General features: G+C 34.6%; 28 protein-coding genes, 1 tRNA gene and 1 pseudogene. 8 read left to right on the top strand and 22 right to left on the bottom strand.

The annotated features are described in order from the left end of the window. Window positions 1-30: 30 nt before the first annotated feature. The 9 genes from CBP76_RS05040 to CBP76_RS05000 are packed head-to-tail and all read right to left on the bottom strand — an operon-like array spanning window position 31 to window position 6,744. Window positions 31-2,355, bottom strand: coding sequence for a phage/plasmid primase, P4 family (locus CBP76_RS05040; RefSeq protein ID WP_102195852.1), 2,325 nt, complete (start codon window positions 2,353-2,355; stop codon window positions 31-33). Window positions 2,356-2,366: 11 nt separating this feature from the next. After that, window positions 2,367-2,891: a DUF669 domain-containing protein gene (locus tag CBP76_RS05035; protein WP_102195851.1), complete on the bottom strand. Its 525-nt coding sequence runs from the start codon at window positions 2,889-2,891 to the stop codon at window positions 2,367-2,369. Window positions 2,892-2,905: 14 nt separating this feature from the next. Further along, window positions 2,906-4,264 (bottom strand): DEAD/DEAH box helicase, encoded by a 1,359-nt coding sequence (locus CBP76_RS05030; RefSeq protein WP_174683319.1) that lies wholly within the window; start codon window positions 4,262-4,264, stop codon window positions 2,906-2,908. Then, entirely contained in the window at window positions 4,257-4,727 is a 471-nt protein-coding gene (locus CBP76_RS05025) for a hypothetical protein (RefSeq protein ID WP_102195850.1), read from the bottom strand. Before CBP76_RS05025 ends, CBP76_RS05030 begins: the two co-directional genes overlap by 8 nt. After that, on the bottom strand, window positions 4,669-5,409 hold the full coding sequence (locus CBP76_RS05020; RefSeq protein ID WP_102195849.1) for an AAA family ATPase: 741 nt from the start codon (window positions 5,407-5,409) through the stop codon (window positions 4,669-4,671). The genes CBP76_RS05025 and CBP76_RS05020 overlap by 59 nt, the downstream gene beginning before the upstream one ends. Then, on the bottom strand, window positions 5,410-5,889 hold the full coding sequence (locus CBP76_RS05015) for a siphovirus Gp157 family protein (RefSeq protein WP_102195848.1): 480 nt from the start codon (window positions 5,887-5,889) through the stop codon (window positions 5,410-5,412). Then, a complete protein-coding gene (locus CBP76_RS05010; protein WP_102195847.1) occupies window positions 5,890-6,165 on the bottom strand; it encodes a hypothetical protein in 276 nt (91 codons plus the stop codon). Between the two features lie 30 nt (window positions 6,166-6,195). Further along, on the bottom strand, window positions 6,196-6,384 hold the full coding sequence (locus CBP76_RS05005; RefSeq protein ID WP_102195846.1) for a hypothetical protein: 189 nt from the start codon (window positions 6,382-6,384) through the stop codon (window positions 6,196-6,198). Between the two features lie 15 nt (window positions 6,385-6,399). Continuing rightward, complete coding sequence (locus CBP76_RS05000) at window positions 6,400-6,744, bottom strand: hypothetical protein (RefSeq protein ID WP_102195845.1); 345 nt, start codon at window positions 6,742-6,744, stop codon at window positions 6,400-6,402. Between the two features lie 46 nt (window positions 6,745-6,790). Between CBP76_RS05000 and CBP76_RS04995 the strand changes: the two genes are divergently transcribed. Beyond that, complete coding sequence (locus CBP76_RS04995) at window positions 6,791-7,057, top strand: hypothetical protein (RefSeq protein WP_102195844.1); 267 nt, start codon at window positions 6,791-6,793, stop codon at window positions 7,055-7,057. Here CBP76_RS04995 and CBP76_RS04990 read toward each other — a convergent pair. From CBP76_RS04990 to CBP76_RS04975, 5 genes and pseudogenes are all read right to left on the bottom strand, one after another. Next, complete coding sequence (locus CBP76_RS04990) at window positions 7,050-7,265, bottom strand: hypothetical protein (protein ID WP_102195843.1); 216 nt, start codon at window positions 7,263-7,265, stop codon at window positions 7,050-7,052. The two genes, CBP76_RS04995 and CBP76_RS04990, sit on opposite strands and share 8 nt — an antisense overlap. 13 nt (window positions 7,266-7,278) lie before the next feature. After that, the gene (locus CBP76_RS13470; RefSeq protein WP_281258463.1) at window positions 7,279-7,401 is read right to left on the bottom strand and encodes a hypothetical protein; all 123 of its coding nucleotides are present in this window, start codon (window positions 7,399-7,401) and stop codon (window positions 7,279-7,281) included. Between the two features lie 11 nt (window positions 7,402-7,412). Next, window positions 7,413-7,757, bottom strand: coding sequence for a DUF771 domain-containing protein (locus CBP76_RS04985; protein ID WP_102195842.1), 345 nt, complete (start codon window positions 7,755-7,757; stop codon window positions 7,413-7,415). 3 nt (window positions 7,758-7,760) lie between these two features. After that, a pseudogene (locus tag CBP76_RS04980) lies at window positions 7,761-8,543 on the bottom strand (phage antirepressor KilAC domain-containing protein). 19 nt (window positions 8,544-8,562) lie between these two features. Further along, window positions 8,563-8,766 carry a helix-turn-helix domain-containing protein gene (locus CBP76_RS04975; RefSeq protein ID WP_076615752.1) on the bottom strand — a complete coding sequence of 68 codons (204 nt, stop codon included), beginning with the start codon at window positions 8,764-8,766 and terminating at the stop codon, window positions 8,563-8,565. A 62-nt stretch (window positions 8,767-8,828) separates the two neighbouring features. Between CBP76_RS04975 and CBP76_RS04970 the strand changes: the two genes are divergently transcribed. Further along, a complete protein-coding gene (locus tag CBP76_RS04970; protein ID WP_102195841.1) occupies window positions 8,829-9,176 on the top strand; it encodes a hypothetical protein in 348 nt (115 codons plus the stop codon). On the opposite strand, the gene CBP76_RS04965 is transcribed toward CBP76_RS04970, so the two are convergent. Continuing rightward, window positions 9,166-9,375 (bottom strand): Thoeris anti-defense Tad2 family protein, encoded by a 210-nt coding sequence (locus CBP76_RS04965; RefSeq protein WP_102195840.1) that lies wholly within the window; start codon window positions 9,373-9,375, stop codon window positions 9,166-9,168. The genes CBP76_RS04970 and CBP76_RS04965 overlap by 11 nt on opposite strands. A 476-nt stretch (window positions 9,376-9,851) precedes the next feature. On the opposite strand from CBP76_RS04965, the gene CBP76_RS04960 reads away from it, so the two are divergent. From CBP76_RS04960 to CBP76_RS04945, 4 genes are all read left to right on the top strand, one after another. Then, complete coding sequence (locus tag CBP76_RS04960; protein ID WP_102195839.1) at window positions 9,852-10,193, top strand: helix-turn-helix domain-containing protein; 342 nt, start codon at window positions 9,852-9,854, stop codon at window positions 10,191-10,193. Beyond that, a complete protein-coding gene (locus tag CBP76_RS04955; RefSeq protein ID WP_102195838.1) occupies window positions 10,183-10,593 on the top strand; it encodes an ImmA/IrrE family metallo-endopeptidase in 411 nt (136 codons plus the stop codon). Before CBP76_RS04960 ends, CBP76_RS04955 begins: the two co-directional genes overlap by 11 nt. A gap of 30 nt (window positions 10,594-10,623) precedes the next feature. Next, the gene (locus CBP76_RS04950) at window positions 10,624-11,871 is read left to right on the top strand and encodes a hypothetical protein (RefSeq protein ID WP_102195837.1); all 1,248 of its coding nucleotides are present in this window, start codon (window positions 10,624-10,626) and stop codon (window positions 11,869-11,871) included. A 67-nt stretch (window positions 11,872-11,938) separates the two neighbouring features. Then, window positions 11,939-13,078 carry a tyrosine-type recombinase/integrase gene (locus CBP76_RS04945; RefSeq protein WP_102195836.1) on the top strand — a complete coding sequence of 380 codons (1,140 nt, stop codon included), beginning with the start codon at window positions 11,939-11,941 and terminating at the stop codon, window positions 13,076-13,078. A gap of 213 nt (window positions 13,079-13,291) precedes the next feature. Here the strand turns inward: CBP76_RS04945 and CBP76_RS04940 are convergent. The 4 genes from CBP76_RS04940 to CBP76_RS04925 all read right to left on the bottom strand — a co-directional run bounded on the left by CBP76_RS04940 (window position 13,292) and on the right by CBP76_RS04925 (window position 17,043). Further along, window positions 13,292-13,381: transfer RNA gene (locus tag CBP76_RS04940), tRNA-Ser, on the bottom strand. 37 nt (window positions 13,382-13,418) lie between these two features. After that, window positions 13,419-13,937, bottom strand: coding sequence for an adenine phosphoribosyltransferase (locus tag CBP76_RS04935; protein WP_102195894.1), 519 nt, complete (start codon window positions 13,935-13,937; stop codon window positions 13,419-13,421). A 22-nt stretch (window positions 13,938-13,959) separates the two neighbouring features. Beyond that, window positions 13,960-16,269 (bottom strand): single-stranded-DNA-specific exonuclease RecJ, encoded by a 2,310-nt coding sequence (gene recJ, locus CBP76_RS04930; RefSeq protein WP_102195835.1) that lies wholly within the window; start codon window positions 16,267-16,269, stop codon window positions 13,960-13,962. A 114-nt stretch (window positions 16,270-16,383) separates the two neighbouring features. Next, window positions 16,384-17,043 carry a class A sortase gene (locus CBP76_RS04925; protein WP_102195834.1) on the bottom strand — a complete coding sequence of 220 codons (660 nt, stop codon included), beginning with the start codon at window positions 17,041-17,043 and terminating at the stop codon, window positions 16,384-16,386. Window positions 17,044-17,207: 164 nt separating this feature from the next. Between CBP76_RS04925 and galE the strand changes: the two genes are divergently transcribed. Continuing rightward, entirely contained in the window at window positions 17,208-18,200 is a 993-nt protein-coding gene (gene galE, locus CBP76_RS04920) for a UDP-glucose 4-epimerase GalE (RefSeq protein WP_102195833.1), read from the top strand. 119 nt (window positions 18,201-18,319) lie between these two features. Here galE and CBP76_RS04915 read toward each other — a convergent pair whose 3' ends face one another. The 3 genes from CBP76_RS04915 to thiD are packed head-to-tail and all read right to left on the bottom strand — an operon-like array spanning window position 18,320 to window position 20,192. Continuing rightward, window positions 18,320-18,889: a TIGR01440 family protein gene (locus CBP76_RS04915; RefSeq protein ID WP_102195832.1), complete on the bottom strand. Its 570-nt coding sequence runs from the start codon at window positions 18,887-18,889 to the stop codon at window positions 18,320-18,322. 6 nt (window positions 18,890-18,895) lie between these two features. Continuing rightward, on the bottom strand, window positions 18,896-19,402 hold the full coding sequence (locus CBP76_RS04910) for an ECF transporter S component (protein WP_102195831.1): 507 nt from the start codon (window positions 19,400-19,402) through the stop codon (window positions 18,896-18,898). Then, the gene (gene thiD, locus CBP76_RS04905) at window positions 19,383-20,192 is read right to left on the bottom strand and encodes a bifunctional hydroxymethylpyrimidine kinase/phosphomethylpyrimidine kinase (RefSeq protein ID WP_102195830.1); all 810 of its coding nucleotides are present in this window, start codon (window positions 20,190-20,192) and stop codon (window positions 19,383-19,385) included. Before thiD ends, CBP76_RS04910 begins: the two co-directional genes overlap by 20 nt. 118 nt (window positions 20,193-20,310) lie before the next feature. Between thiD and CBP76_RS04900 the strand changes: the two genes are divergently transcribed. Next, the gene (locus CBP76_RS04900) at window positions 20,311-21,714 is read left to right on the top strand and encodes an aminotransferase-like domain-containing protein (protein ID WP_102195829.1); all 1,404 of its coding nucleotides are present in this window, start codon (window positions 20,311-20,313) and stop codon (window positions 21,712-21,714) included. Window positions 21,715-21,759 lie beyond the last annotated feature (45 nt).

Genomic DNA, 21,759 nt, shown 5'->3' with positions numbered 1-21,759 from the left:
CCCTTCATTTTTATCCTCAAACCCTTCATATTATTTAATCCATTGCAATCTCGTATCGGCTTTCAAGCAAAGCCCAGAATAGATGTTTCCGTTCATCGTATGTTTGCGATCATATTTCTGCATCATTTCTCTTCCAAACTTGGTATTGCTCATCTTGTATTGGGAATTATCATCAGCCCATTGCTTATAAACCTTATATAATTCACTTGATTTGACCTGGTATTTTGAATTGACGTCACACATCTCATCAACGAATGCACTAAGTACATCCATTTCTTGACGATAACCCTCACTCGCACTCTCAATAATCTTAGGAGTGTGGAGACCGTGTTGTTGCCACTTCAATGCTCCGTCAACAGCCCAGTTAAGTATTCCAATTGATTCACGAGCTAATTTGTACTTCAAGTCTTTATCGACTTTATCGTCCGGAATCTGAACTAAGAACGGAATCAATCTGATACGTCTCCATATACCATCGTCAGTACCACGGATAATAGGCTTGTGGTTAGTTGCCAGCCAGAGTTTAAATTCAGGTTCAAACTCGAATTCCTTACCGTACAATTGACGTGCTACAACTTTATCTCCACCAGTCAATTGCTTCACTAATCCTTCATCCATTCTTAAACCTTCATTGGGTTCAGAACTGGTTACCAGTCTAGCTCCCGCCAGTCTGGCAATGTCAGAGTTAGGACCGCCAGAATTTTGCTTAACCATGATTGAACTTGCTTGAATAGTTTTTGCATATGTTCCTAAAATATTGCTGATCGTTTCTAGGAATACTGACTTACCGTTTCGACCATTTCCATAAAGAATAAACATAATTTGTTCTTTGATTGAACCAGTCATTGAGTAACCAACAGCCGTTTGAACGTAATCAATTAATTCTTGGTCGTGGTCGAATATTTGATCTAAAAATTTTATCCACTCATCACAGCTTGCTTTATCGGAATACTCTACATTTGCTTCTTTGCTAAACAATTTATTTATATCATGGTCATGTAGCTCTCCACTTGCTAAATCGATATAACCGTTACTTGCGTTTAATAGTGTTTTATCAATATCAAACTCATTCGGTGCTACCGATACTCTATGCTTTAATTCATCCATAACAGCTTTTTTAGCCGAATTACTTCGCGAATGTTTAACGAATTTATCAAATGCTTTTTTGATAGCAGCTTCTTCTTTTTCCTCTGCATTAGCTGGAATTTCTACTTTCTCTTTTCCAATGCTTTCTGTCATAGCATCAATTAATTGATGTATTTTGCCTGACTGATCAACTTCCCAGTAGCTTCCATTAAATATGTACCAACATTTATTAATGTAGGAATATTTAATTACATCACCGAACTGATCAATAACCCTATCGGTTTCACCGGTATCATCCCACGAACGTCTTGGCAATTTCTTGTCAGGCTCTTTCATAAATTCAAGGTTGTAATGTTTAACCGTTCTGTGTTCAGGATTAGTAAAAACGTTGTTCGTATCATTGATAGCTTTGTTTAAAGTTGCCACTCCATACGTCGTTTTCCCGTGCTTCTCATCCCATTTATCACGATATAAAACAGACTGTCTAAAAATGGCATCCATTTTACCAAAATCCCTACCCGTCCAAAAGGCTAGATAGTTAGCAAGTGCTAAGTCCGCTTCTGACTGCGAACCATAAAGTTTTTCCCAACCGCCATACATGAGAGCCTTAAAGTTATCTCCACTCTTACTATTTATAGCTTGCTTGATAATTTCAAATTCTGATAAATTATTTGGCTCTAAGTCTGTGGAAGTCCTTATAGGGACAACCTTTTTATCCGCTAAATACTTGTCGTATAAGACGTTTATATCAGCTTTACTTATAGTTTTATTACTGCCTAAACTTTTGCCTGTGAGAGCGAAGAAACGACCCTCATCGTACATTTCGATATTGTTCTTACGTCTACGTGCACCAGGAATCTCGCCCTTAAAAATAATATGAATTCCTGTACCAGACTGACTGACTTCTGTGTATGAACGAGTAACATTCATAAATTCTGAAACGATATTATCTTCGTAATCACCTTGTCGGTATCGCATGATGTCACTTTCAACATGGTCAATATCAATACCTGCATATCCGTTGGCAAAGAAGAATGATAGTCCATCGAAATCTTTACTATTTAATCTCAATGCGTCTCTAGCTTCATCAAATGTTGTCCACGTACCAGGGTCATTACTTTTAGCATTGTTACCATCGATAGCACTAAATGGAATCTTAGTATTCTTCTTTCGTTCGGGTACCCATTTCAGTTTGAATAGGCCCCATTGCTTTAAGTCACGTAACTCTTTTGGAATCTGATCATAAGTTGTGACTAATTTTTCTGTCATATGCTGACCTCCTAGAATGGAAGGTCGCTGTCTGACACTTCCGGTGCTTTCATATTAGTTTGATTAGGGTCTTTAAATTTATGTTGTACATCTGAAAATTTAGTTTCACTAATATTCCAAGGCGCTACTCTATTAACTTCAGTTGTTTTGCCATCATATTCGTTTTCTTCTTTTTTCACATATACATTGACTGGTTTGCCTGAAATCATATCCATAAATGCTTGAATAGTTGGAATGTCTGTACCTTCTGGAATCTTGCAAGCGTCTAAAATATATTGAAATCCTTGCATATCATATTGATTGGTGGCTTTTCGCTTCCAGTTATCCATGAATACAATTCGATTGTGATACTTCTTTTGATTGTCACTAACTCCGTCTAAATCATTTCTAACGACTAATTTTAATCGAAGTGATTCAGCACCGTTTTTAGTTGCTTGTTCTTGAGCTGATTGGATAATCATTTCATAGTTATCACTTGGAAGTGGTTCGAAATTGTTTTCCTCGTTTTTTGAATAATCTGTTTTAATAAATGACATTTAATTTGTCCCCTTTAATTTTGATGTACGAATCCTCGTACTTTTGCTTGATAGAATGACCAACCGGGTTTATATCCACGAGCTTTGCCAATCTTCTGTAAATCTCTAAAACTAGTTGCGTCTTCTGTTTTCATCTGACTATATCTAACTTTTTCATAATCAGTTTTAAAGTGAAAATTCTTACCAATCTTTTCAACTTTTACTGTTTTATCTACTTTTAATTCTTTATTTTCTACACCAATTTCTTGTCCACATATAGGACAAATGCTGTATGCAGCTGAGATTACAGCGAAGCAGTGTGGACATGTTCTAATAGCAATTGAATTATTGCCACCGCTTTTCTTTTTGTCCCTACCCTCTAAACTCCAAGTTCTGGGAGTATCAGGCAAACCAAATCTCGTGTAATTAGCAACGTGATCAATAATTGTTGCTTTCTTATTTGGCTTATATCTCATACAGCGCATTGATTGTTGAATGTCTAACACCAATGATTCTGTAGGGCGTAGCATAATTACCACCGAACAATCAGGTACGTTATAGCCTTCACTCACTAAATCCACATTGCAAAGAACTTTAATCTTACCAGTCTTGAAGTTCGACATGATTTTTTCACGCTCTTTAGCAGGTGTCTTACTATCAGCATGTTCAGCACTAATACCAGCTTCGTTAAATTCTTGAGCTATCTTTTTACTGAACTCAATACTATGTGCATATACGATAGCTTTTTGACCATTAACTTTTTCTTTGTAAGTTTTAATGACATCTCCATAAATGACTTTACCCACGGCGTCATCAATTGACTTGTTCGTATAGTCACCAGTTGATGAACGTTTCAGTGCCGTGTCATCAATCAGCTTCACAGAATAGTAATCGTAAGGTGCTAAATAGTGATTATCAATCAACCACTTAACATCTGGACCTTCTACCATTGATTCGTATACATCGCCTAACCCTTTACCTGACAAGCGCCACGGGCTTGCTGTAAAACCTAGTCTTGGAACATCTGAATAATACTCATAGATTTTCTTATAAGTTTTAGCGAGTGAGTGGTGTGATTCATCACAGATGATTAGAGTCGGCTTTGGAATTTTATCTAATCTATGTGCTACTTTTCCGACAGTCATAATTGTGCAATGTTTTAGATCAACTCCGCCTTTTTTAAATGAATTAGTAATTTGTTCAATCAGTTCTTTTCTATGAACAAAAAACAAAACCTGTCCACCTTTATTTACTGTTAACCTCGCAAACTCACTAATTACCACGCTTTTGCCTGATCCAGCTGGACTAACTATTAGAACTGATTTCGAGCCATTCATTAAACATTTTCTTGTTTCCTCAATTAATTTTTGTTGATAGCCATACAGTTTAAACATAATGTCCATCAACTTTTTTTCTAACTGGAGTTGTAAAGGCTCTTTCAATAGTCCATTTATATCTAACTAAGCGACTATTTAATGTACGTTTTTCAATCCCTATTTTTTCGGCCCATTCTGCTTCAGTATGTGTTTCACCTTTAAAAGTTATCCATCGATTATTTGATCTGTTATTTTCTTGTGACTTGATATCCAACCATCTGCAATTTGATGGTTCGTAGTTTTTCTGAACATCAATTCTATCAATAGTTAAATTATCCTTGTAGCCATGACTCATCGCCCATTTATAAAATGACATGAAACTTGTATTCCACTCATTACATAATTGAATTCCTTTACCACCATAATTTTTATAGCAATTGACGTTTGGGTTATAGCATCTCGCTCTCATTCCACGCCATATATTATGAATTCTTGTCCCCGTCATTCCGTGATGTTCCGGTTTCTTGGCTTGTATTAGCATCAGATTCACCACCTTCGTTGAATAAGTCGGCTTGCAAACACCCCTTACGACTATCTAATTGATTCTTTGCAAACACTGAATCGGTTGGCATTAATTGAAATCCACGTTCACCAGACTTGGGAGAAATTGTTAATCTACCGACTTGTAAAGCAAGTCCCATTACATTAGTTAAAATCGGCTTTCTAATCTGTGGATATGCTCGTGTAAAGCTTTGACCATTCTCCGCTGTATATTCATCAGTCGTCTCCCAAGCGGTAATTAGGGCATTTTTGTTCATACTTTTCAAATATCTAATAGTATCTAATTCAAAAAACTGTAATTGTTGATAATTTTGAATACCAGGAACGCCATTATTGTTTCCTTTTTTTCCATATTCAGTTAATACTGCATTTTCAAGTTCTGAAATATTGTCTAACACAATATTGTCGTATTTATCGATGTAATTGTCTTTAATGTCCTTGAGCAACTTAGGTAAACTCTCTCTGGGATTTTCCTTATCAGGCAATGTAGTGATGTCAATATTACTGCAACCTTTTAAAACGCTTGATGTGCCATCAATATCAATTAATAAAGTAAGACCAGGCATATACTTAATCGTGGTAGTTTTTCCAAGACCTGGATTACCATAGATAATTCTTAATGCACTTGGTTTGGTCAATTCTGCTGCATTTTTTATTTCCATTTATCTAATCCGTAGAGATGAACTAGTGCTTAACTCTGCACCAGGTACATCTTTTCCTTCCTTTAATAGTTTTTTTATTCTAGTTTTATCTGGTGCCATCACAGTTTTAGTTAAGTAAGCTGGAATTTTACTTTCATCAGGAATTCTCACAGATGGGGCGTTATTTTGAATATAAATAGTAAATTCATTTGTTTTGATCTTAGTTTTTCCTGTAGTTTCCATAGCCTCTTGCAGGTTTTGCTTTAAAATCTTACGATTATTACTAATGGATTTAGCACGTGCAGATAACCTACTAGCTTCATCTTTAAGAGCTCTTTCATCCTTATCTAACTCTTTATCAACCTTTGCGTAACCAACGGCCTTATCCTCAATAGCGTCTGTAATAGAATCCATTGTGTCATTGAATAACGTTGGGTCTGTATCTTCTGATAATTCAAGCAGTTTATAATAACTACCCGTCAATTCATACAATGTAGCCATTTATTTGACCTCCATGTCAGGAAACATACTTGTAATCCACATCCTTGCTATATCTTTATAAGAGTAGCCAGTTTCCATGTTTGCTTTTTTTACTGCTTGATTCATATATCCATTTATAATTTTTAAATCTTCATCAAATCTCAAATCCTGTATATGTTTTAGTCTGTCATATACATCGTTTTGCCTAATTCCAATCTGATTTTTCATATCATTAAGTAGTCTATTTAATTCAATTGATGACCTGGTGCTACTTATATTTTTTTCTGAGAAGTTCATTTTTACTCCCTCTGTGGTATAATTTATTTGTTAGTAAACATAGTTATTAGCTGATTTGTCGTTTGCCATTGTTGTGGTGAGCGACTTTTTTTTCTCGTTCAATTCGCCAGCTAATCTAAGAAATTCATGTACGTGCCAGTGAGTCGGTTCACGATTAACTAGAACCCTCATCTGTCCGAATTGAATAGCTACATCTATAAGCTTCTCTAATTCAGTCATTTACTCGTCTCCTTTCTATGAATAGTAATGCTCAAAAGCACGTTTAACATCTTCTCTAGCTTGATCACGAATGTTTTTGGCACCGTCGCGTTTATCAGATATCCTTTGAATTTGACTATTAAAGGCATCTCTATCATCAGGATTAGTAACGCCGTCCAGTCTTTCGTAAATCTCACCGATTGTTCCGTTGGCGTATCCAATATTCTCACTGGACTTGCCAAATGTTTCTAATGCTTGATCTATTGCGTCTACATCTTTGTTGATAGCATCAGTCCCTTTGTCATCAACGTATTTGTCATATGGTTCACAGTCACCGACTGGGCTGTATTCGTCATCGTTTCTGATTCTTATATCTGTCATGCGGTCTCCTTTGATATAATCTTTCTTGAGAAAGGAAGTGATAATAATGGAAATAGTTATGTCTAATAGTAAAATTTTGTCTCTTGATAACGAGACCCCAATCTCTGTTTATAAATCAGATAATGAATTCGATCATAATTATCTTAGACAAGGTTATCTTGCCAGAATCTTTGAGGGATTTATCAATTCTACTGAAGTCTTTACATCGCCCAATCAGATTGGTATAGCTGGTTTCTTAGCTGATGGTGATTACTTTACAATTAATAATAATTACCATTTCTACAAAACCTCATCTATTGTTTCGATTAATTAGTCTTTTGATCTAAGGCCCGTCCCCTTATTTCATCAGATACCATTTTTATTAGCTCCGTTGAATATTGATTGACTGAATAAAATTGTTCATGTCTCAAATTCAACAGGGCTTTTTTATATGTCACATTTTTTTCTAGTAATTCATCAGCACATTTATTTACTAAATCTTTTAGCTCGTTTACATAATTGCCAATGTTCGCTTCACTCATTCATTTCATCTCCCTACATATCAAAATCGAAAAACTCTTTTATAAATCCATGCCAGCCATGATATTTAGTTAACAGGTATGTAATTGCCCAGACTAGGGCTGGTATCACTAAAATAATTGGTATTTTTATACTCATTTCCATATCTCCTATGAATTAATTTCTGTGAAATGTTCTTTCATGAACTTTCGAAATCTACCAGGTTCAAAACTCCAATATCTTCCGTTGTACTTTTGGTCCTTTATAGGTTCATTAGTTGAGTAATGTACGCACCCGCCATATTCGGTTGACAGTTCTTTTTTATACTTTTGAACGTATAGCACCTTGTCTTTGAACCAAGCGAGATCATGGTGATAGTGCTCTTTTAAATCTGCTGGAGTCCACCACGTATCATCGTCTTTTAAGGCTTGGTATTCGCTATATTCGGCTTTAGTGATAATTACTTTGTCATCTGGTACTTCCATTACTACCGTTGCCGTAATCGTTTGTGGCATTCGTTAGACCTCCATAAGTTGTTCAATCATAGGATAAATATTGTGCTGCTTAAGAACTTCATATAGTCCTAAACGACCTTTTTGAGTCCACTTAGTGTTTAAAACAGCCTTTTCAGTTCCATCTTTTCGTTTAACCATCGTTGTATCTGAATGAGTCCAACCATTATGTTGATATTTAGAATAAAGCAACCATGTTTTACCTTACTTATACTGAATTCCAAGTTCATGAAGTTTGGTATTCATTTCTCTGCCACTCATCCCATAATCTTTAGCAATGATAGTTATAGTTACTAACGATGGATTAGCGAGAACCTTGTCATAGTAAGTAACTTTCGGTCTATCTTCTGCCACCTGTTGTTCAGCAATCAATCTCCCTTCACGTTCCGTTTTAAGCTGTGTGGCTAATTTAATTAGGTAATCTGGATCAGTTAGTGTTTGTTCAATTGCTGAATCAGTTAAGTAAGCACCATGCTTTCGTATTGTTGGTAGAACTTCTGATGTAACCCAATCTTGAAACTTCTCAGCTGTTGGGTTGTTGGCTTTAATTGCCAACTTATAAAATTGTGGCTCAGTGATAAAATCGCCTTTTGAAACCTTTCTGCCACTTTTGGCAGAATTTAAATATTCATTAACTCGATTCCATCTAACATTTGTATAACCTTTTGAATTTGATGTAATTCCCAATCCAATAGCTGCTTTTTCAGCGTCGAATTCAATGTCACCATTTTCGTTAGTTCTAACTGGTAATTTAATATCACCATTTGTAAATTCCTGTAAGTTGTTCATCATTTACTTACCTTCTTTTTTATAGATTTAAAACTCGTGCAACTTGTTCACGTAATTCACGTGACTTAGGTGTCATGTCACCTTTAATAGCTCTATTCAACTGTTGTGGATTAGCATGAATCAATTCAGCTAACTCTTTTTGAGTCATATCTCTATTAAGCAATGCGACCTTAATTGATCGTTCAATATCATGTGCTACCTTTGCGAATTGTTGTTCTGGCATGTAATCAGCTCCTTTCTATTGTTATAATTTGATTAATTCATATATATTCGAGGTGAAATTTAATGGAAAAATATGAAAACTTAACCAATGATGCTAAATATCTTCTATCTAATATGTATAAGCTCTATCTAGAAAGGGTTAACAACGGTAGTACTAAAAAAGCTGCTAATAACTTTGGAAACTCTTATACAATTAAAGAAGATGTATTGTCTGGAGAAAATATAAATGATGTTGATATTTATGCAAAAGAGTTATCTACTAAAGGGTTTCTTATAACTAGCACTGCCAGTGACATAGTTTGGACATCCTCCCTTAGCTCTGATGCATTAGCTTTTATGGAACATAAATTTGGTAATAATGTAAAAGCTGTAGCAAAAGGAATATTTGAACTTGCAAAGCTTATCCTGTAATCTGCCAATCATTTGCTAAAATATCTTCAGCTGTTGGGTTCCATCTTCGACCAATCCGATCGTCTTCATCAAATGGAACCAAAATGAAACATGATGAAGTATTAGTTGGAATTATCGTTGCTGCATAGGGCATCCACTTTTGACGTGTGATGCCTTTTTGCTTTGCCCGAGCTTTAATGATCGCTTTCCGTATATTCATTTTTCTCACTCCTTTCTATTTCATATTTCACTGATAAGAGAAGAAAGTTTACTGAAATGGTTCTTATAAGAATTCTTTTACCAGCTTTTGTTTCAATAATTGCCTCAATTTTCTCAACCTACTTTTTACTTTAATTAAGAAAATGGACTGTAATTATTGAAACAACTATTGAAATGATAATTGAAACAATTGTCCAACCCCATTCGTTATCATCCATATTTCCTACCTCCTTTACTGTTATTTTTTCATCAAGTTGTTGCATTTATTTAAACTATAGTTTAATATAAAGGCATACCAAATAAGCAATTTAAACCCTATTACTACCGCAATTCTCGCCAAAGCATTGTATAGGTGGTCGTGTGTTTTTGTTGCTCAATTACTTGATGAATTAATAATATAACTAAAGTTTAAACTTTGCAAGAAGTTTTAATACTATAGTTTAAATTAATATCGTCATTTTGGGAGAAAAGACTAATATGACAATGTTTGATAAGATAAAAGAAATTTCAAAAAAACGTGGCATGAGTTTAAATCAACTTAATGAAAAAGCTGGATTTAAGCAAAACGTAATTTACTCATGGAAAAACAAACAGCCATCTATTGAAAGAGTAAACAGGGTTGCCGAAGTTCTTCACGTTTCTGTAGACTATTTACTAGGAAAAACAGACGACCCAGATATTAAATCAGAAACATCCTCAAAGAAAAAAGTAGAAATCAATGATGATGATGTAATTATGACATTTGAAGGTCGTCCTATTCCTCCTGAAGATATTGAATTAATGAAGCGCTTGCTGCGAGGTGGAAGAAATGATAAATAGTGTAACTAGGAAACTAATGGCAATTGCATACGATAAGGGCTTCTCTGTAATCTTAGATGATAGATTTGCATCTCATACACCCTCAGCAGTTAATCCTTTTACTAATACAATTGTTATTAATGAAAATTGGTATAAACCTGAACAGCTTTCATTTCAACTAGCACATGAGTTGGGCCATCTTATCAATAAAGACAGGACTAATGTGTGCCTCTACTTTTCTCCTTCTAAGTCAGGTATCGAAGGAAATGCAAATAGAACGGCCATAAGATTATTGTTACCTATTTACTTAGATGGAAAAGATAAGGAACAAGTAAATATAACTAAATTCATTGACGATCTTGATATGCCTCATTATTTAGAGGATATGGTTGAAAAAGAGATTCTGAATTACTATGATTAGAACAAATATATATTTATGGGGGAAATGTTAATGGACTATTTTTGGATAATTTTTAATGTATTACTGATTGTTGCACTAATTTATTGGATGTTTAGAAGTTATAAAAGTAAAAAATACAACAAGATATTATTTGTAATTTCAGTAATTGTATCGGTAATACTTATAATACCTTTGTTAAATGGCATAGTTTCTAATGCTGACAGTATTATTCATCCCACACCATTTTTAAAATTAAGATCTAAGAATGTACATATTAATGGTACACATACCAAAGGTGTTTTGTATGGTGAAACACTATCAAACAGTAAAGTAATTTTAAAAGATGCTGATGGCATAGATGACAATATTATTGTTAAGTCTAATGGGAACGGTACTTTTAAAGCAACTGGGTTAGATGATCGTACTGATTATAAAGTTACGGCCCAAAAAAATGGTAAAAAATCAGATACACTTAAAATATCTGTCGGAGACATCCCAGAATCAGCATATACAAAATTGCATGTAAATCATTCTAATTCCAATAATGCTTTAATTATCAATAATACCGATGGAAATACTATTATTGCTAGTGGTACTAGTTCACCTTACGCTACTATTAAGTTTGAGGATCCCGACAGAGATTACAAATTAATAAAAAAAATAACCGCCAATAAAAATGGAAAATGGTCTGTTAAGTTAAACGGTCCTGGAACAGGAGAAAATGACAAAAAAGAGATTGAATATTATATAGAAGCCAAAATTGATAATCGACTTACTAATAATGGTGGCGCTATTTTTATTGAAAATACTAACCACAAAAAATCAAACAACAATCAAAATCCTGAATCTGACAACAATTTAAAGGCAATTATATCTGCACCCATTGATAAATCAGGATATTTAACACTTGAAGAGAATCTGTTAGAGAGTGCTAACGTTGATGACGTAAATTCTGTAAATTCTTCTACCCAAGCCGAATTAAGAGATTTTCATAACAAGGCTAATAATATTTTAGATAAAGAAAAGGACGCAGAGAGCTTATTAAGCAAAAACAAATCTCAATTAAATAGTGCAGATCAGAAAAAATTAAAAGTATATTCTGAATCTCTTAGTAATTATCTGTCTGACCTACATGATTATGCTATAACTTATCAGAATGATAACCCAGTAATAAACAATTCTGAAACTTCTGAGGATACCTTAAAATCTACTAAAGTAGAGCTTAATGAAGCCAAAAAAACTTTTGATAAATCAAAAAATAATTGGTCAACTCAGTATGATTCTATTATTAACAATTAATCACAAAAATAAACTAAGTCTCAAGTAGGCTTATTTATTTTTGCCAAAATTTAAGGAGGCCTTTAAAATGGCAACAATAGAAAAACATGGTAAATCATATCGATATAAAATTGGTTATCAAGACAAACAAGGCAATAATAAAAGATATGTCAAAGGTGGGTTCTCTACCAAGACAGAAGCACGTCATGCCGCCGAAGAAATGGAAATACAAATGCGTCACGGCTCAAGTCTCGATAAACAAGATGTTACTATCAATGATTATTATAAAAAATGGGTCGAAGTATATAAAAAGCCAAATGTCGGTTATTCATCAATGAACAGATTTAATAATATTGCAACCGTAATTGACAACTACTTCCCTAACACAAAAATAACCGATATATCTAAAATGGACTATCAGTCTTTCATGAACGATTATCAAAAAACACGCTCAACTGTTACATGTAAGAAAACTAATTCAATAATTAGGTCATGTGTTCAAGATGCAATTGATGATCAAATCATTTATTCTGATTTCACTCGTAAAGTAACAATCAATGGTGCACCTAGTAAAAAACGTGCAGTTAAATTTTTATCTATTGAAAACTTCAAAAAGTTAATTGATTACGCCGACAAAAATAAATCTTATTCAGCAATCACTTATTACATGATACTAACAGGCGCATATACTGGCCTCCGTTTCGAAGAAATAGGTGGATTGACTTGGGACAATGTAGATTTTGAAAAGAAAGAAATCCACGTCAAAAATATTTATGACTATCAAAACGAAAAGAAAATTGTCCCTAGGACTAAAACTCCTAGTTCTGTTAGAACCGTTCCTATATTGCCAGAATTATCTACAATTCTAAAACAATTGAAGTTAGAACAATCTAAGTGGCAAGTTGCTAACAAATATCGTGATCCCGAAAATGCCGTTTTTAAATCATCTGAATGCAAAATTCCAAGTGACACAGGATGTATTAAAACGCTTATGTTAATTCAAGATGAAATAAACATCCCTCGCAAACAACAGATAGCCACACACGGTCTACGTCACACTCTAGCATCTTATCTATTAGCCCAAGGTGTTCAGATTAAATATGTATCGGAATTGCTAGGACACAAAAATACAGCCATTACCATGCGCGCATATGAACATTTGCTTAAAGAACAAAATATTGAACAACAAGGTAAAACCTTAAATGCTTTAAATGAATTATCTAAATAAACGTTGATATATCAACCATTGTCCCAAAAAGGGTAAAAATGGGACAATTGGGACAATCCTGGGACAATAGAAACTCTATTGCTAGAATAAACTAGAACATGTTTGTATTTTTTTGTAATAAATTATTGTGGTTAATCTCTTTATTATCAAGGTCTTTAGCGATTTAAGTCAAAAAAATAGAACATCCGAGAATGTTCTAAAATCAGTTATTTAAGGAGAGTACAGGATTTGAACCTGCGCGCCTGCTATAAAACAGGTTCGTCGGATTTCGAGTCCGATGCATTACCACTCTGCCAACTCTCCATAATAAAGGTTTGAAAACCTCAAACCCTATTTTAAATTAATATTGCATAAGAGTAAACATATCATACCCTTTTATTTTATCACGACCGTGCAAATCAGTTAATTCAATCAAGAAAGCTGTACCAACAACGATACCACCCAACTTTTCAATCAACTTAATTGTAGCAGCTAAAGTACCACCTGTTGCCATCAAATCATCCACAACCAATACTTTTTGTCCGGGTTTAATAGCGTCTTTTTGCATATATAATGATGCCTGACCATATTCAAGATCATAAGAAACTGAAACTGTTTCTCGTGGCAACTTACCCTTTTTACGAGCCGGTGCAAAACCAACTCCCAATTTGTAAGCTACTGGGCATCCTACGATGAATCCACGCGCTTCAGGTCCTGCAATCATTTCTGCACCACGGCTCTTAGCATATTCAACAATCTTATCGGTTGCTGCAGCGTATGCTTTACCATCAGCCATTAATGGTGAAATATCTCGAAATAGTACACCAGGTTCTGGAAAATCTTGAACATTAGCAACATATTTCTTAAAATCAATATCCATTTTTTTAAATTCCCCATTCAACCTAACAATGGCAATCATAATCACTCATCCACGATAAGAGATCGTCAAAGTTGGATTCAATTAATATTTTTTCAACATCATTGCGTTGTAATCTCTTCGAATACGTTGGAGATTCAATCAATTCGCGTTGTTGTGAAGCATCAGCTTTTTCAACAAAGCCATTTACCATTTTAACAAAATTTAGCTCAAAAAACACTTTTAAATAAAAATCAACGTCATTTTTTTGCATATTCAAGTAATCTGCTACCAAATTCATCTCATCGGCCTTAATACTTTGATGAGTATATAGATATTTGAGCAATGTTTTCATCTTTATCATATCAGGTTTTAGATAACGTGCAGTCAAATCAGTATGAAAATATAAAGCCGTGTAGTGAGTTTTATTATTTTTTATAAAGCTCTTGAATAATTCAATATCATGTGGTCGATCATAAATCAAAACGTTTTGTCCTTCGCAAGGTTCATCATAATGAATCAATTTTGCCTTGGGATCTAATCGTTTCACTGCTTCATAATAAATATCGTTAAAGAAAACAATACTATCAAAATGATCAATTGCCTTTTGAGATATTCGCTTATTTCGATAATCTAAGTAAACACCTTTTAAAGCAGCTACTTTTTGTGCTTGAGGTGAGATTTGGAAATCATCCAACATTAATTGCAAATTTTTCTTCCCCGCCCATTCGTTAATGCCTAACTCAGCATAAACATCGCACAGATTATCTCCCATTTCAGCAGACTGTTGAAACATTCCAAAACCAATTGCACCAATTTGATGAATATTATCAGTAATCATCGTTTTTAAATGTGTAGCATCTTTACCAATTGATCGGGATTGTGATAATGAAACATTACTCAGTTTTATCACAGGCTTGGGATTACCCATTCCAAAAGGAGCCAATTGATTAATTTTTTTTATCAAATCAAAATTCAATTCATCCAAATGCAAATCTAAATCATAATTTTTAACCACAGCGGCTGTCGGATCAAACCCTTGAATCTCTGGCTCAGATTGTAACAGTTCTGTTAATTCATCTAATTTATCTTCAGCAATTGAGAACCCACATGCCTGAGCATGTCCTCCAAAGGCTACAAAAAGATCACGATGCTTATTTAATGCCGTGAAAAGGTTAAATCCTTCCGGACTACGTCCTGATCCCTTCATAACACCACTATTATCATCAAATTGGGTCACCAAAACAGGTTTATTTTCTTGACCCATAGTTCTACTAGCAACAATACCTAGAATACCTTGATGCCAACCATTTCCTTTTAAAACAATTACTCCATGATCTTTTTGTTCAGCAATTTGACTTTGAGCATCATTAAAAGCTGTATTAACTAAATCTTGACGTCTGGAATTAATATCTTCTGTTTCATCAACAATTTCTTTAGCAAAAGACTCATCACCAGTAGTTAACAATTCTACCCCGGAAGATGCACTTTCCAATCTTCCAAGCGCATTAATTCTTGGAGCCAACTTAAAAGCAATATCTTCTTCACTAATACCATTCAATTTTAATTTACACTTCTTGACTAATACACCCAAACCAACATGATGATTCTTCTTCATTTGACGCAAACCTTCGGCAACAATCACACGATTCTCACCTTTTAAGGCCACAGAATCAGCTACAGTCCCAATTGCGGCCAAATCGATCAACTCTAAAGCCTCATCCCCTAAAAGGGCGTCAGCTATCTTAAAGGCCACTCCTGCACCAGATAAATAGGGACAGATATACTCCGACCCTGGAATTGTTGGATGAACGATTGCATCAGCTTCAGGCAGTTCAGCAGGTAAATCATGATGATCAGTAACAATTACCTTAATCCCCTGATCCTTCATATATTTAATTTCATCTTTACCACCAACACCATTATCAACAGTGATCAATAAATTGATTCCTTGATCTGCTAAAAACCTATACCTATCCAAATTAGGACCATATCCATCTTTAAAACGATCAGGAATATAGAAAATTGGTTTGGCTCCAAGCTTTTGTAAGGCTAACTTCATAATCGAGGTACTTGTAACTCCATCAGCATCATAATCACCATAAATAGCAATCTTACTGTCGGACTCAATTGCCTCATCAATTAATTCCAGAGCTTTGTCCATATCATGCAAACCAAAAGGATCTTGCAGTTCATCTACATTGGCATGCAAAAAAGTCTCAACATCTCCATTATCCGTAATATCTCTTTCCAAAAGTAATTCTGCTACTATTGGATCAAGTTTTTTTTCTGAAGTAAATTTATCTATTTCTTGTTTTGTGGGATTTTTACGCTTTTCCCAATTTATTAATGTCAATACATCACCTACTAACAATTAATTATATCAATTATCAAACATAAAAAAAAAGTCTTGAAAGATAATTTACAACACACTTAGTAAATACCTTTCAAAACTCATTTTAAGGAATTATTAAGAAAAGACTGCTAATGTTCCCTTATTAGCCGGTTGGTTGCTAACTAAAGAACCTTGCAAAGCCCATCGGTTAGTTCCTCCATCAGCACAGGTAATCAAGGTCAAAATACTCTGACCCTTTACGTCATCCAATAAATAGACGGCCGTTGGTGGTACAATTTTTTTATAATAAATTTTATATGTATAAACACGCTTCATATCCGTGATATAAGCCAAATCGCCAATTTGGGCATTTTCCAATGGTGAAAACAAGGCGCCCTTATTAGTCATATAATGACCAGCTAAGGCATAGTTAGATTTTCCCATCTTCTCATTCTCCTTCATCGTGCCACCACCAGTAGAAAGAGCATTATCACTCAAACCAACTACAATTGGTAGTTTAAGATTAACTGAAGGAACAGCCATTTTTCCAATAACTGCGGCGTCGTTATTAACAGAGGCTTTAGCTACCTGACCGGCTGAAATAGGTTTTACTTTGCTAAAATCAAATTGTCCATTCTTCTTGGAATTCTCTTTAGCCTTTTTAGCAGTTAAAGTAGTCAAATTTCGCTCAGAAATTCGTTTAACCGCGTACTCTTTGATTGGTTGATTAAAAATCAAGGCCAAAGCAATTAGCAATAAGAGGACAGTTCCAAAAATTGAAAAGAATTTTTTCATTTTCTTCATTCCGTTTCAATAAATTTGCAATATAAATTATATTTTAAAACATTATTTGAAAAAAGTTAAATCATTAATTTATTGTAATGTTTACCATGTTTACTAAATTTAAAATCCACTAAATAAGTTATAATGGATTTATAAAACAATCTGGAGGTAATTTTATGAGTATTCTTGTTTTAGGTGGTGCCGGTTATATCGGTTCACATACTGTCGATCATTTATGTGAATTAGGATATGACGTTATTGTAGCAGACAACTTATCAACTGGTCACGTTCAAGCTATTAATTCTAAAGCTAAGTTTTATCAAGGTGACGTTCGTGATAAGGAATTTTTAATTAAGTTATTCCAAAACGAAAAAATCACTGATGTGATTCATTTTGCAGCCTTTTCAATTGTTCCAGAATCAATGAAAGATCCTTTAAAATACTTTGATAATAATACATCTGGAATGATTTCTCTTCTTCAAGTAATGCATAATTTTGACGTTAAACATATTGTCTTCTCGTCCACTGCCGCTACTTACGGCGAACCAAAACAAATACCAATTAAAGAAACTGATCCCACCGTTCCTACTAACCCATATGGTGAAAGTAAACTTGCTATGGAAAAGATCATGCACTGGTGTGATGTAGCTTATGGCATTAAATTTGTTGCTTTAAGATACTTCAATGTTGGTGGAGCTAAGTCAGACGGTTCAATTGGCGAAGACCATAATCCAGAAACTCATTTGATCCCAGTCGTTCTACAAGTTGCTGCTGGTCAAAGAGACGAATTGACCATTTTTGGTGATGACTATGATACTAAGGATGGTACTAACGTTCGTGATTATGTTCACGTCGAGGATTTAGCTGAAGCACATCGTTTAGCTATGGAATATCTACGCAAAGGTAATAATAGTAATGTCTTTAATTTAGGTTCTTCAAATGGATTTTCCAACAAAGAAATTCTTGAAGCAGCTCGTAAAGCAACTGGCAAAGAAATTCCTGCAAAGATTGGACCACGTCGTCCTGGTGACCCAAGTACTCTAATTGCTGATTCAACCAAAGCTAGAACAATTTTAAAATGGCAACCTAAGTATGATGATGTTGAAAAGGTTATCAGTGACGCCTGGAATTTCAAGTCAAAACATTTAAACGGTTATGAGGAAGATTAATAACCTCAATATAAAAATTAAACTTATAGCATGTCTCTATATTAATAGTGGACATGCTTTTTTTTCAAAAAAATGCTTCACAATTGCTAAAGGGTTCAACAATTATGAAGCATTTTCATTTACTCAACAAATTCTTTATGTGCTATCGGTTCATAATTTGCTCTTGGACCACCAACATACTTAGGTCTTGAACGAAGTGCTGTTACGTGGGCTGCTCCAAGCTCTTTTTGTGTTGTTCGTACTGGTACCTGAACAAACTTGACATGCATTCCTATTGAGGTATCTCCGATATCAATTCCTGCTTGGGCAACAATATGTTCAACCTCCACTGGATCATCAAATTGTTCAAATGCCGCAATTGAACAAGCTCCACCTGCATGCATTGCGGGTACTACAGAAACAATTTCAAAATTATTGTTCTCTGCAACTGAACGTTCAACAACAACGCTACGATTAATATGTTCACAGCCTTGAACGGCTAAATGAATATCTAGTGGGGTCAGAATCGAAAGTAAAGTATGGACTACCCGTTCACCAACTTGAGGATCAGAGTCCTTGCCAATATGTCCACCCACAATTTCACTGGTTGTACATCCTAAAACAAAAATATCATCCGGACGTAATTTGGCGGCATCCAATATTTCTTGCATCATTTTAGTTAAATCTGATTCTAGATTCTCTAATTTCATAATTTATCATTCCTTCATCCAATTTAATTTTATTTTTGCCAAACTCCCTGCAACCAGGATTGTTACACTTATACCAAATCCAACTTGAACCAGATTTCCTGGTACAGATGCTAAACCAGCTGGCCAGCCATATAACAAACTTGTTGCAAAATAATAACCACCAATCATGATGACACTACCAACTAACAGTGGCAGTAACATGTTACGAACAGATAATTTTCGATTTTTCATTAGATACGCGACAATAAATCCTTGTAACCCATGAATTACTAACGAAAAAAGACACCAGACGGGGTATCCTGAAATAATATCGATCAAGAATCCACTTGCACCACCAACAATAAGCCCAATCGGATTACCAAATAAAATTGCACTAGTATAAATTCCAACTTCACACAAAGTGACTAATCCATGAGTAGCTGGAACCGGAATAACTACCAAGATTGACATCGCCGTAGTTAAGGATGTTAGAATTGCGGCCAAAACTTCCTGCCTAATTAAATTTCTTTGCATGATAATTCTCCCTTTGTCGAAGTGCCCCTTGCCAAACACTTCCAAAATCGCCAATCTTAACTCCATCAATTATTGATAATCTTACAAATTTCTTTGCCATCTTTACGGATTCTAATACTGACATTCCCAATGCCATGTAAGCTGTTATAGCTGCTGAAAACGTACACCCGGCACCATCAGTTATCTTTGTATCAACCTTGTCATTCCGAAACCAATAATCCCGTTTTTCCGTTAACAGATAATCGATTGCTTCAGTACCTTCCAACCGACTGCCGCCTTTGATAATGACATTAGGACAACCTAAAGCCTGAATCCTTTGCGCAACTTGAGGAATTTGCTCTACTGATTTTATTTTTAAACCGGTTAACTTCTCAGCTTCAATCAAGTTAGGCGTTACTACAGTCGCTAATGGTAACAAATCATTTTTTATAGCCATTAGATAATCTATATTTTTTGATGTCTCTCCTTCTTTAAAAACCAAGACGGGATCGACAATTAATGACAAGTTTTTTTGTTCAATTTCAGCTTTAATCAGCTTAATTATCGCTGTTGAGCCTAGAAATCCTGTTTTAACACTAGTAATTTCAACTTGAGTTAAAACCGATTCTAATTGTTCTTTAACTAATTTTGAATTCAAAGCTTTAATTGAAACACTATCCGGAAAAATATCTGCAATACTAGTAACAACACTTAGTCCAAAAACATTCAGTTCCTCAAAAGTTTTTAAATCAGCTTGTAATCCCCCACCTGCTAGACTGTCTGAACCGGCAATGGTCAAAACATTTTTCATTGAACCACCTCCCAATTCTTTTATTTTCCCGTTAAAAAGCTGATTAAACAACATCCAATTGGATTGTTTTTAATCCAGCCAATTCTTATAATAATGATTATACAAAGGAGAAGGCAACATGATCAATTGGTCCAAAAACCTACCAAGCACTAAACCAAAATACTTAGCAATTGTTCAATTAATTAAGACTTTGATCCAAACCGATCAGCTGCTCCCTGGTGAAAAACTTCCTGCTGAACGCAGTTTAGCCTATCAGCTTAAAGTTGATCGATCGACTGTAACAAGAGCGTTGAACGAATTAGCTATACAGGATTTAGTTTATAAAAAAATCGGAAGCGGTACATTTATTTCACAAACACCTCAAATTAAATCACTTTCTATTAATATCAATTGGCAATCATTACTTGATCCTGTCTCAACTACTACCAGTCGTATTCAAGATCGGCTGTCACAGGCAAGAATTCTCAATCATGAAAAAACCATTGATGCGGCGACTGATGAATTACCAGTTGAATTAATTCCTAAACTAGAGACATTTCAATTAAACTGGCAAACACATCTAATAAATAATAAATATTCTTCTTCTACTTACAAGTCCTTGATCGATACGCTCAGTCATCAGCAGCAATTAAGTCATAAGATCTCTCTAAATCAGCAAAATATTGTCGTTTCTGGTGGTGCTGCTCAATCGTTACTATTAGTTTTAAGCAGTCTGTTACTTCCAGGGGATTCTGTTGCCTTTGCATCACCATCATATTTCAATTCAACGGCTGTTTTTGATACTCTTGATATCCACACCTATTCGGTTCCATTAATAAATAGCAATTTCAATCTTGCTAAACTGGAAGAAACAATTTTGAAACATCGTATCAAATTACTAATTTTGAACCCGACTTTTGAAAACCCTACTGGTGAAACGTTATCTCTCAAACAACGTCAACAAATACTCAACATGTGTCAAAAGTATCAAATACCAATAATTGAAGATGACGTCTTTGGCTGGTTAAGTTCCTCAGACTCTGATGTTCCGACTTTAAAATCATTATCACCATTAAATGTTATATATATTAGCTCGATGTCAAAATTACTTGGAAAAGGCACCCGTATTGGTTGGATCATTGCTCCACAAGTCATTAGTAAACGTCTATTGCAAGTTCAAAAACAGTTAGACATGATTCCCAGTATGCTTGCTCAGGAAATGGTCGACATGGCATTAAATACACCTAGTTTTCCTACTCAACTTAATCAATTGATCTCAAAATTGAAACAAAGACGTTTGGCCGTCGCAGATATTTTTAAAAAATATCAACCAACATGGAGATTCTCAATCCCTGAAGGCGGTTTTTACTTATGGATCACACAAGATGATCCAGATATTTTCACCAAATTGTTGAAAAAAAATATTCTTGTTAAACCTGGTTCAATATTTGGAGCAAGTCGAAAATCCTTTCGATTCAACGTTGCCTGTATGGACAAAAAAGGGCTCAATCTACTTGAAGAATATTTAAAATATTTAGACTAACAACAATATAACAAGAGAATTAAAAAACTAAAAATGAAGTGAACC

This window comes from Companilactobacillus nuruki, from assembly GCF_002872255.1.
GTDB classification, from domain to species: domain Bacteria; phylum Bacillota; class Bacilli; order Lactobacillales; family Lactobacillaceae; genus Companilactobacillus; species Companilactobacillus nuruki.
Note: the sequence above shows the minus strand (reverse complement) of the source record. Positions and strands in the feature narration are given on the sequence as shown.

What these genes read in the sequence shown, in the direction of transcription:
- CBP76_RS04915 (WP_102195832.1), bottom strand. Translation starts at nt 18,889, where the DNA reads ATGAAATTAGAGAATCTAGAATCAGATTTAACTAAAATGATGCAAGAA.
- CBP76_RS05040 (WP_102195852.1), bottom strand. Translation starts at nt 2,355, where the DNA reads ATGACAGAAAAATTAGTCACAACTTATGATCAGATTCCAAAAGAGTTA.
- CBP76_RS04975 (WP_076615752.1), bottom strand. Translation starts at nt 8,766, where the DNA reads ATGCCAGAACAACAATTCGCAAAGGTAGCACATGATATTGAACGATCA.
- CBP76_RS04995 (WP_102195844.1), top strand. Translation starts at nt 6,791, where the DNA reads ATGGAAATAGTTATGTCTAATAGTAAAATTTTGTCTCTTGATAACGAG.
- CBP76_RS04900 (WP_102195829.1), top strand. Translation starts at nt 20,311, where the DNA reads ATGATCAATTGGTCCAAAAACCTACCAAGCACTAAACCAAAATACTTA.
- CBP76_RS04945 (WP_102195836.1), top strand. Translation starts at nt 11,939, where the DNA reads ATGGCAACAATAGAAAAACATGGTAAATCATATCGATATAAAATTGGT.
- CBP76_RS05005 (WP_102195846.1), bottom strand. Translation starts at nt 6,384, where the DNA reads ATGACTGAATTAGAGAAGCTTATAGATGTAGCTATTCAATTCGGACAG.
- CBP76_RS04950 (WP_102195837.1), top strand. Translation starts at nt 10,624, where the DNA reads ATGGACTATTTTTGGATAATTTTTAATGTATTACTGATTGTTGCACTA.
- CBP76_RS04965 (WP_102195840.1), bottom strand. Translation starts at nt 9,375, where the DNA reads ATGAATATACGGAAAGCGATCATTAAAGCTCGGGCAAAGCAAAAAGGC.
- CBP76_RS04985 (WP_102195842.1), bottom strand. Translation starts at nt 7,757, where the DNA reads ATGCCACAAACGATTACGGCAACGGTAGTAATGGAAGTACCAGATGAC.
- CBP76_RS04935 (WP_102195894.1), bottom strand. Translation starts at nt 13,937, where the DNA reads ATGGATATTGATTTTAAGAAATATGTTGCTAATGTTCAAGATTTTCCA.
- CBP76_RS05020 (WP_102195849.1), bottom strand. Translation starts at nt 5,409, where the DNA reads ATGGAAATAAAAAATGCAGCAGAATTGACCAAACCAAGTGCATTAAGA.
- CBP76_RS05000 (WP_102195845.1), bottom strand. Translation starts at nt 6,744, where the DNA reads ATGACAGATATAAGAATCAGAAACGATGACGAATACAGCCCAGTCGGT.
- CBP76_RS05015 (WP_102195848.1), bottom strand. Translation starts at nt 5,889, where the DNA reads ATGGCTACATTGTATGAATTGACGGGTAGTTATTATAAACTGCTTGAA.
- CBP76_RS04970 (WP_102195841.1), top strand. Translation starts at nt 8,829, where the DNA reads ATGGAAAAATATGAAAACTTAACCAATGATGCTAAATATCTTCTATCT.
- CBP76_RS05025 (WP_102195850.1), bottom strand. Translation starts at nt 4,727, where the DNA reads ATGCTAATACAAGCCAAGAAACCGGAACATCACGGAATGACGGGGACA.
- galE (WP_102195833.1), top strand. Translation starts at nt 17,208, where the DNA reads ATGAGTATTCTTGTTTTAGGTGGTGCCGGTTATATCGGTTCACATACT.
- CBP76_RS04925 (WP_102195834.1), bottom strand. Translation starts at nt 17,043, where the DNA reads ATGAAAAAATTCTTTTCAATTTTTGGAACTGTCCTCTTATTGCTAATT.
- CBP76_RS05035 (WP_102195851.1), bottom strand. Translation starts at nt 2,891, where the DNA reads ATGTCATTTATTAAAACAGATTATTCAAAAAACGAGGAAAACAATTTC.
- CBP76_RS13470 (WP_281258463.1), bottom strand. Translation starts at nt 7,401, where the DNA reads ATGAGTATAAAAATACCAATTATTTTAGTGATACCAGCCCTAGTCTGG.
- CBP76_RS04990 (WP_102195843.1), bottom strand. Translation starts at nt 7,265, where the DNA reads ATGAGTGAAGCGAACATTGGCAATTATGTAAACGAGCTAAAAGATTTA.
- CBP76_RS05010 (WP_102195847.1), bottom strand. Translation starts at nt 6,165, where the DNA reads ATGAACTTCTCAGAAAAAAATATAAGTAGCACCAGGTCATCAATTGAA.
- thiD (WP_102195830.1), bottom strand. Translation starts at nt 20,192, where the DNA reads ATGAAAAATGTTTTGACCATTGCCGGTTCAGACAGTCTAGCAGGTGGG.
- CBP76_RS04910 (WP_102195831.1), bottom strand. Translation starts at nt 19,402, where the DNA reads ATGCAAAGAAATTTAATTAGGCAGGAAGTTTTGGCCGCAATTCTAACA.
- CBP76_RS04960 (WP_102195839.1), top strand. Translation starts at nt 9,852, where the DNA reads ATGACAATGTTTGATAAGATAAAAGAAATTTCAAAAAAACGTGGCATG.
- CBP76_RS04955 (WP_102195838.1), top strand. Translation starts at nt 10,183, where the DNA reads ATGATAAATAGTGTAACTAGGAAACTAATGGCAATTGCATACGATAAG.
- CBP76_RS05030 (WP_174683319.1), bottom strand. Translation starts at nt 4,264, where the DNA reads ATGTTTAAACTGTATGGCTATCAACAAAAATTAATTGAGGAAACAAGA.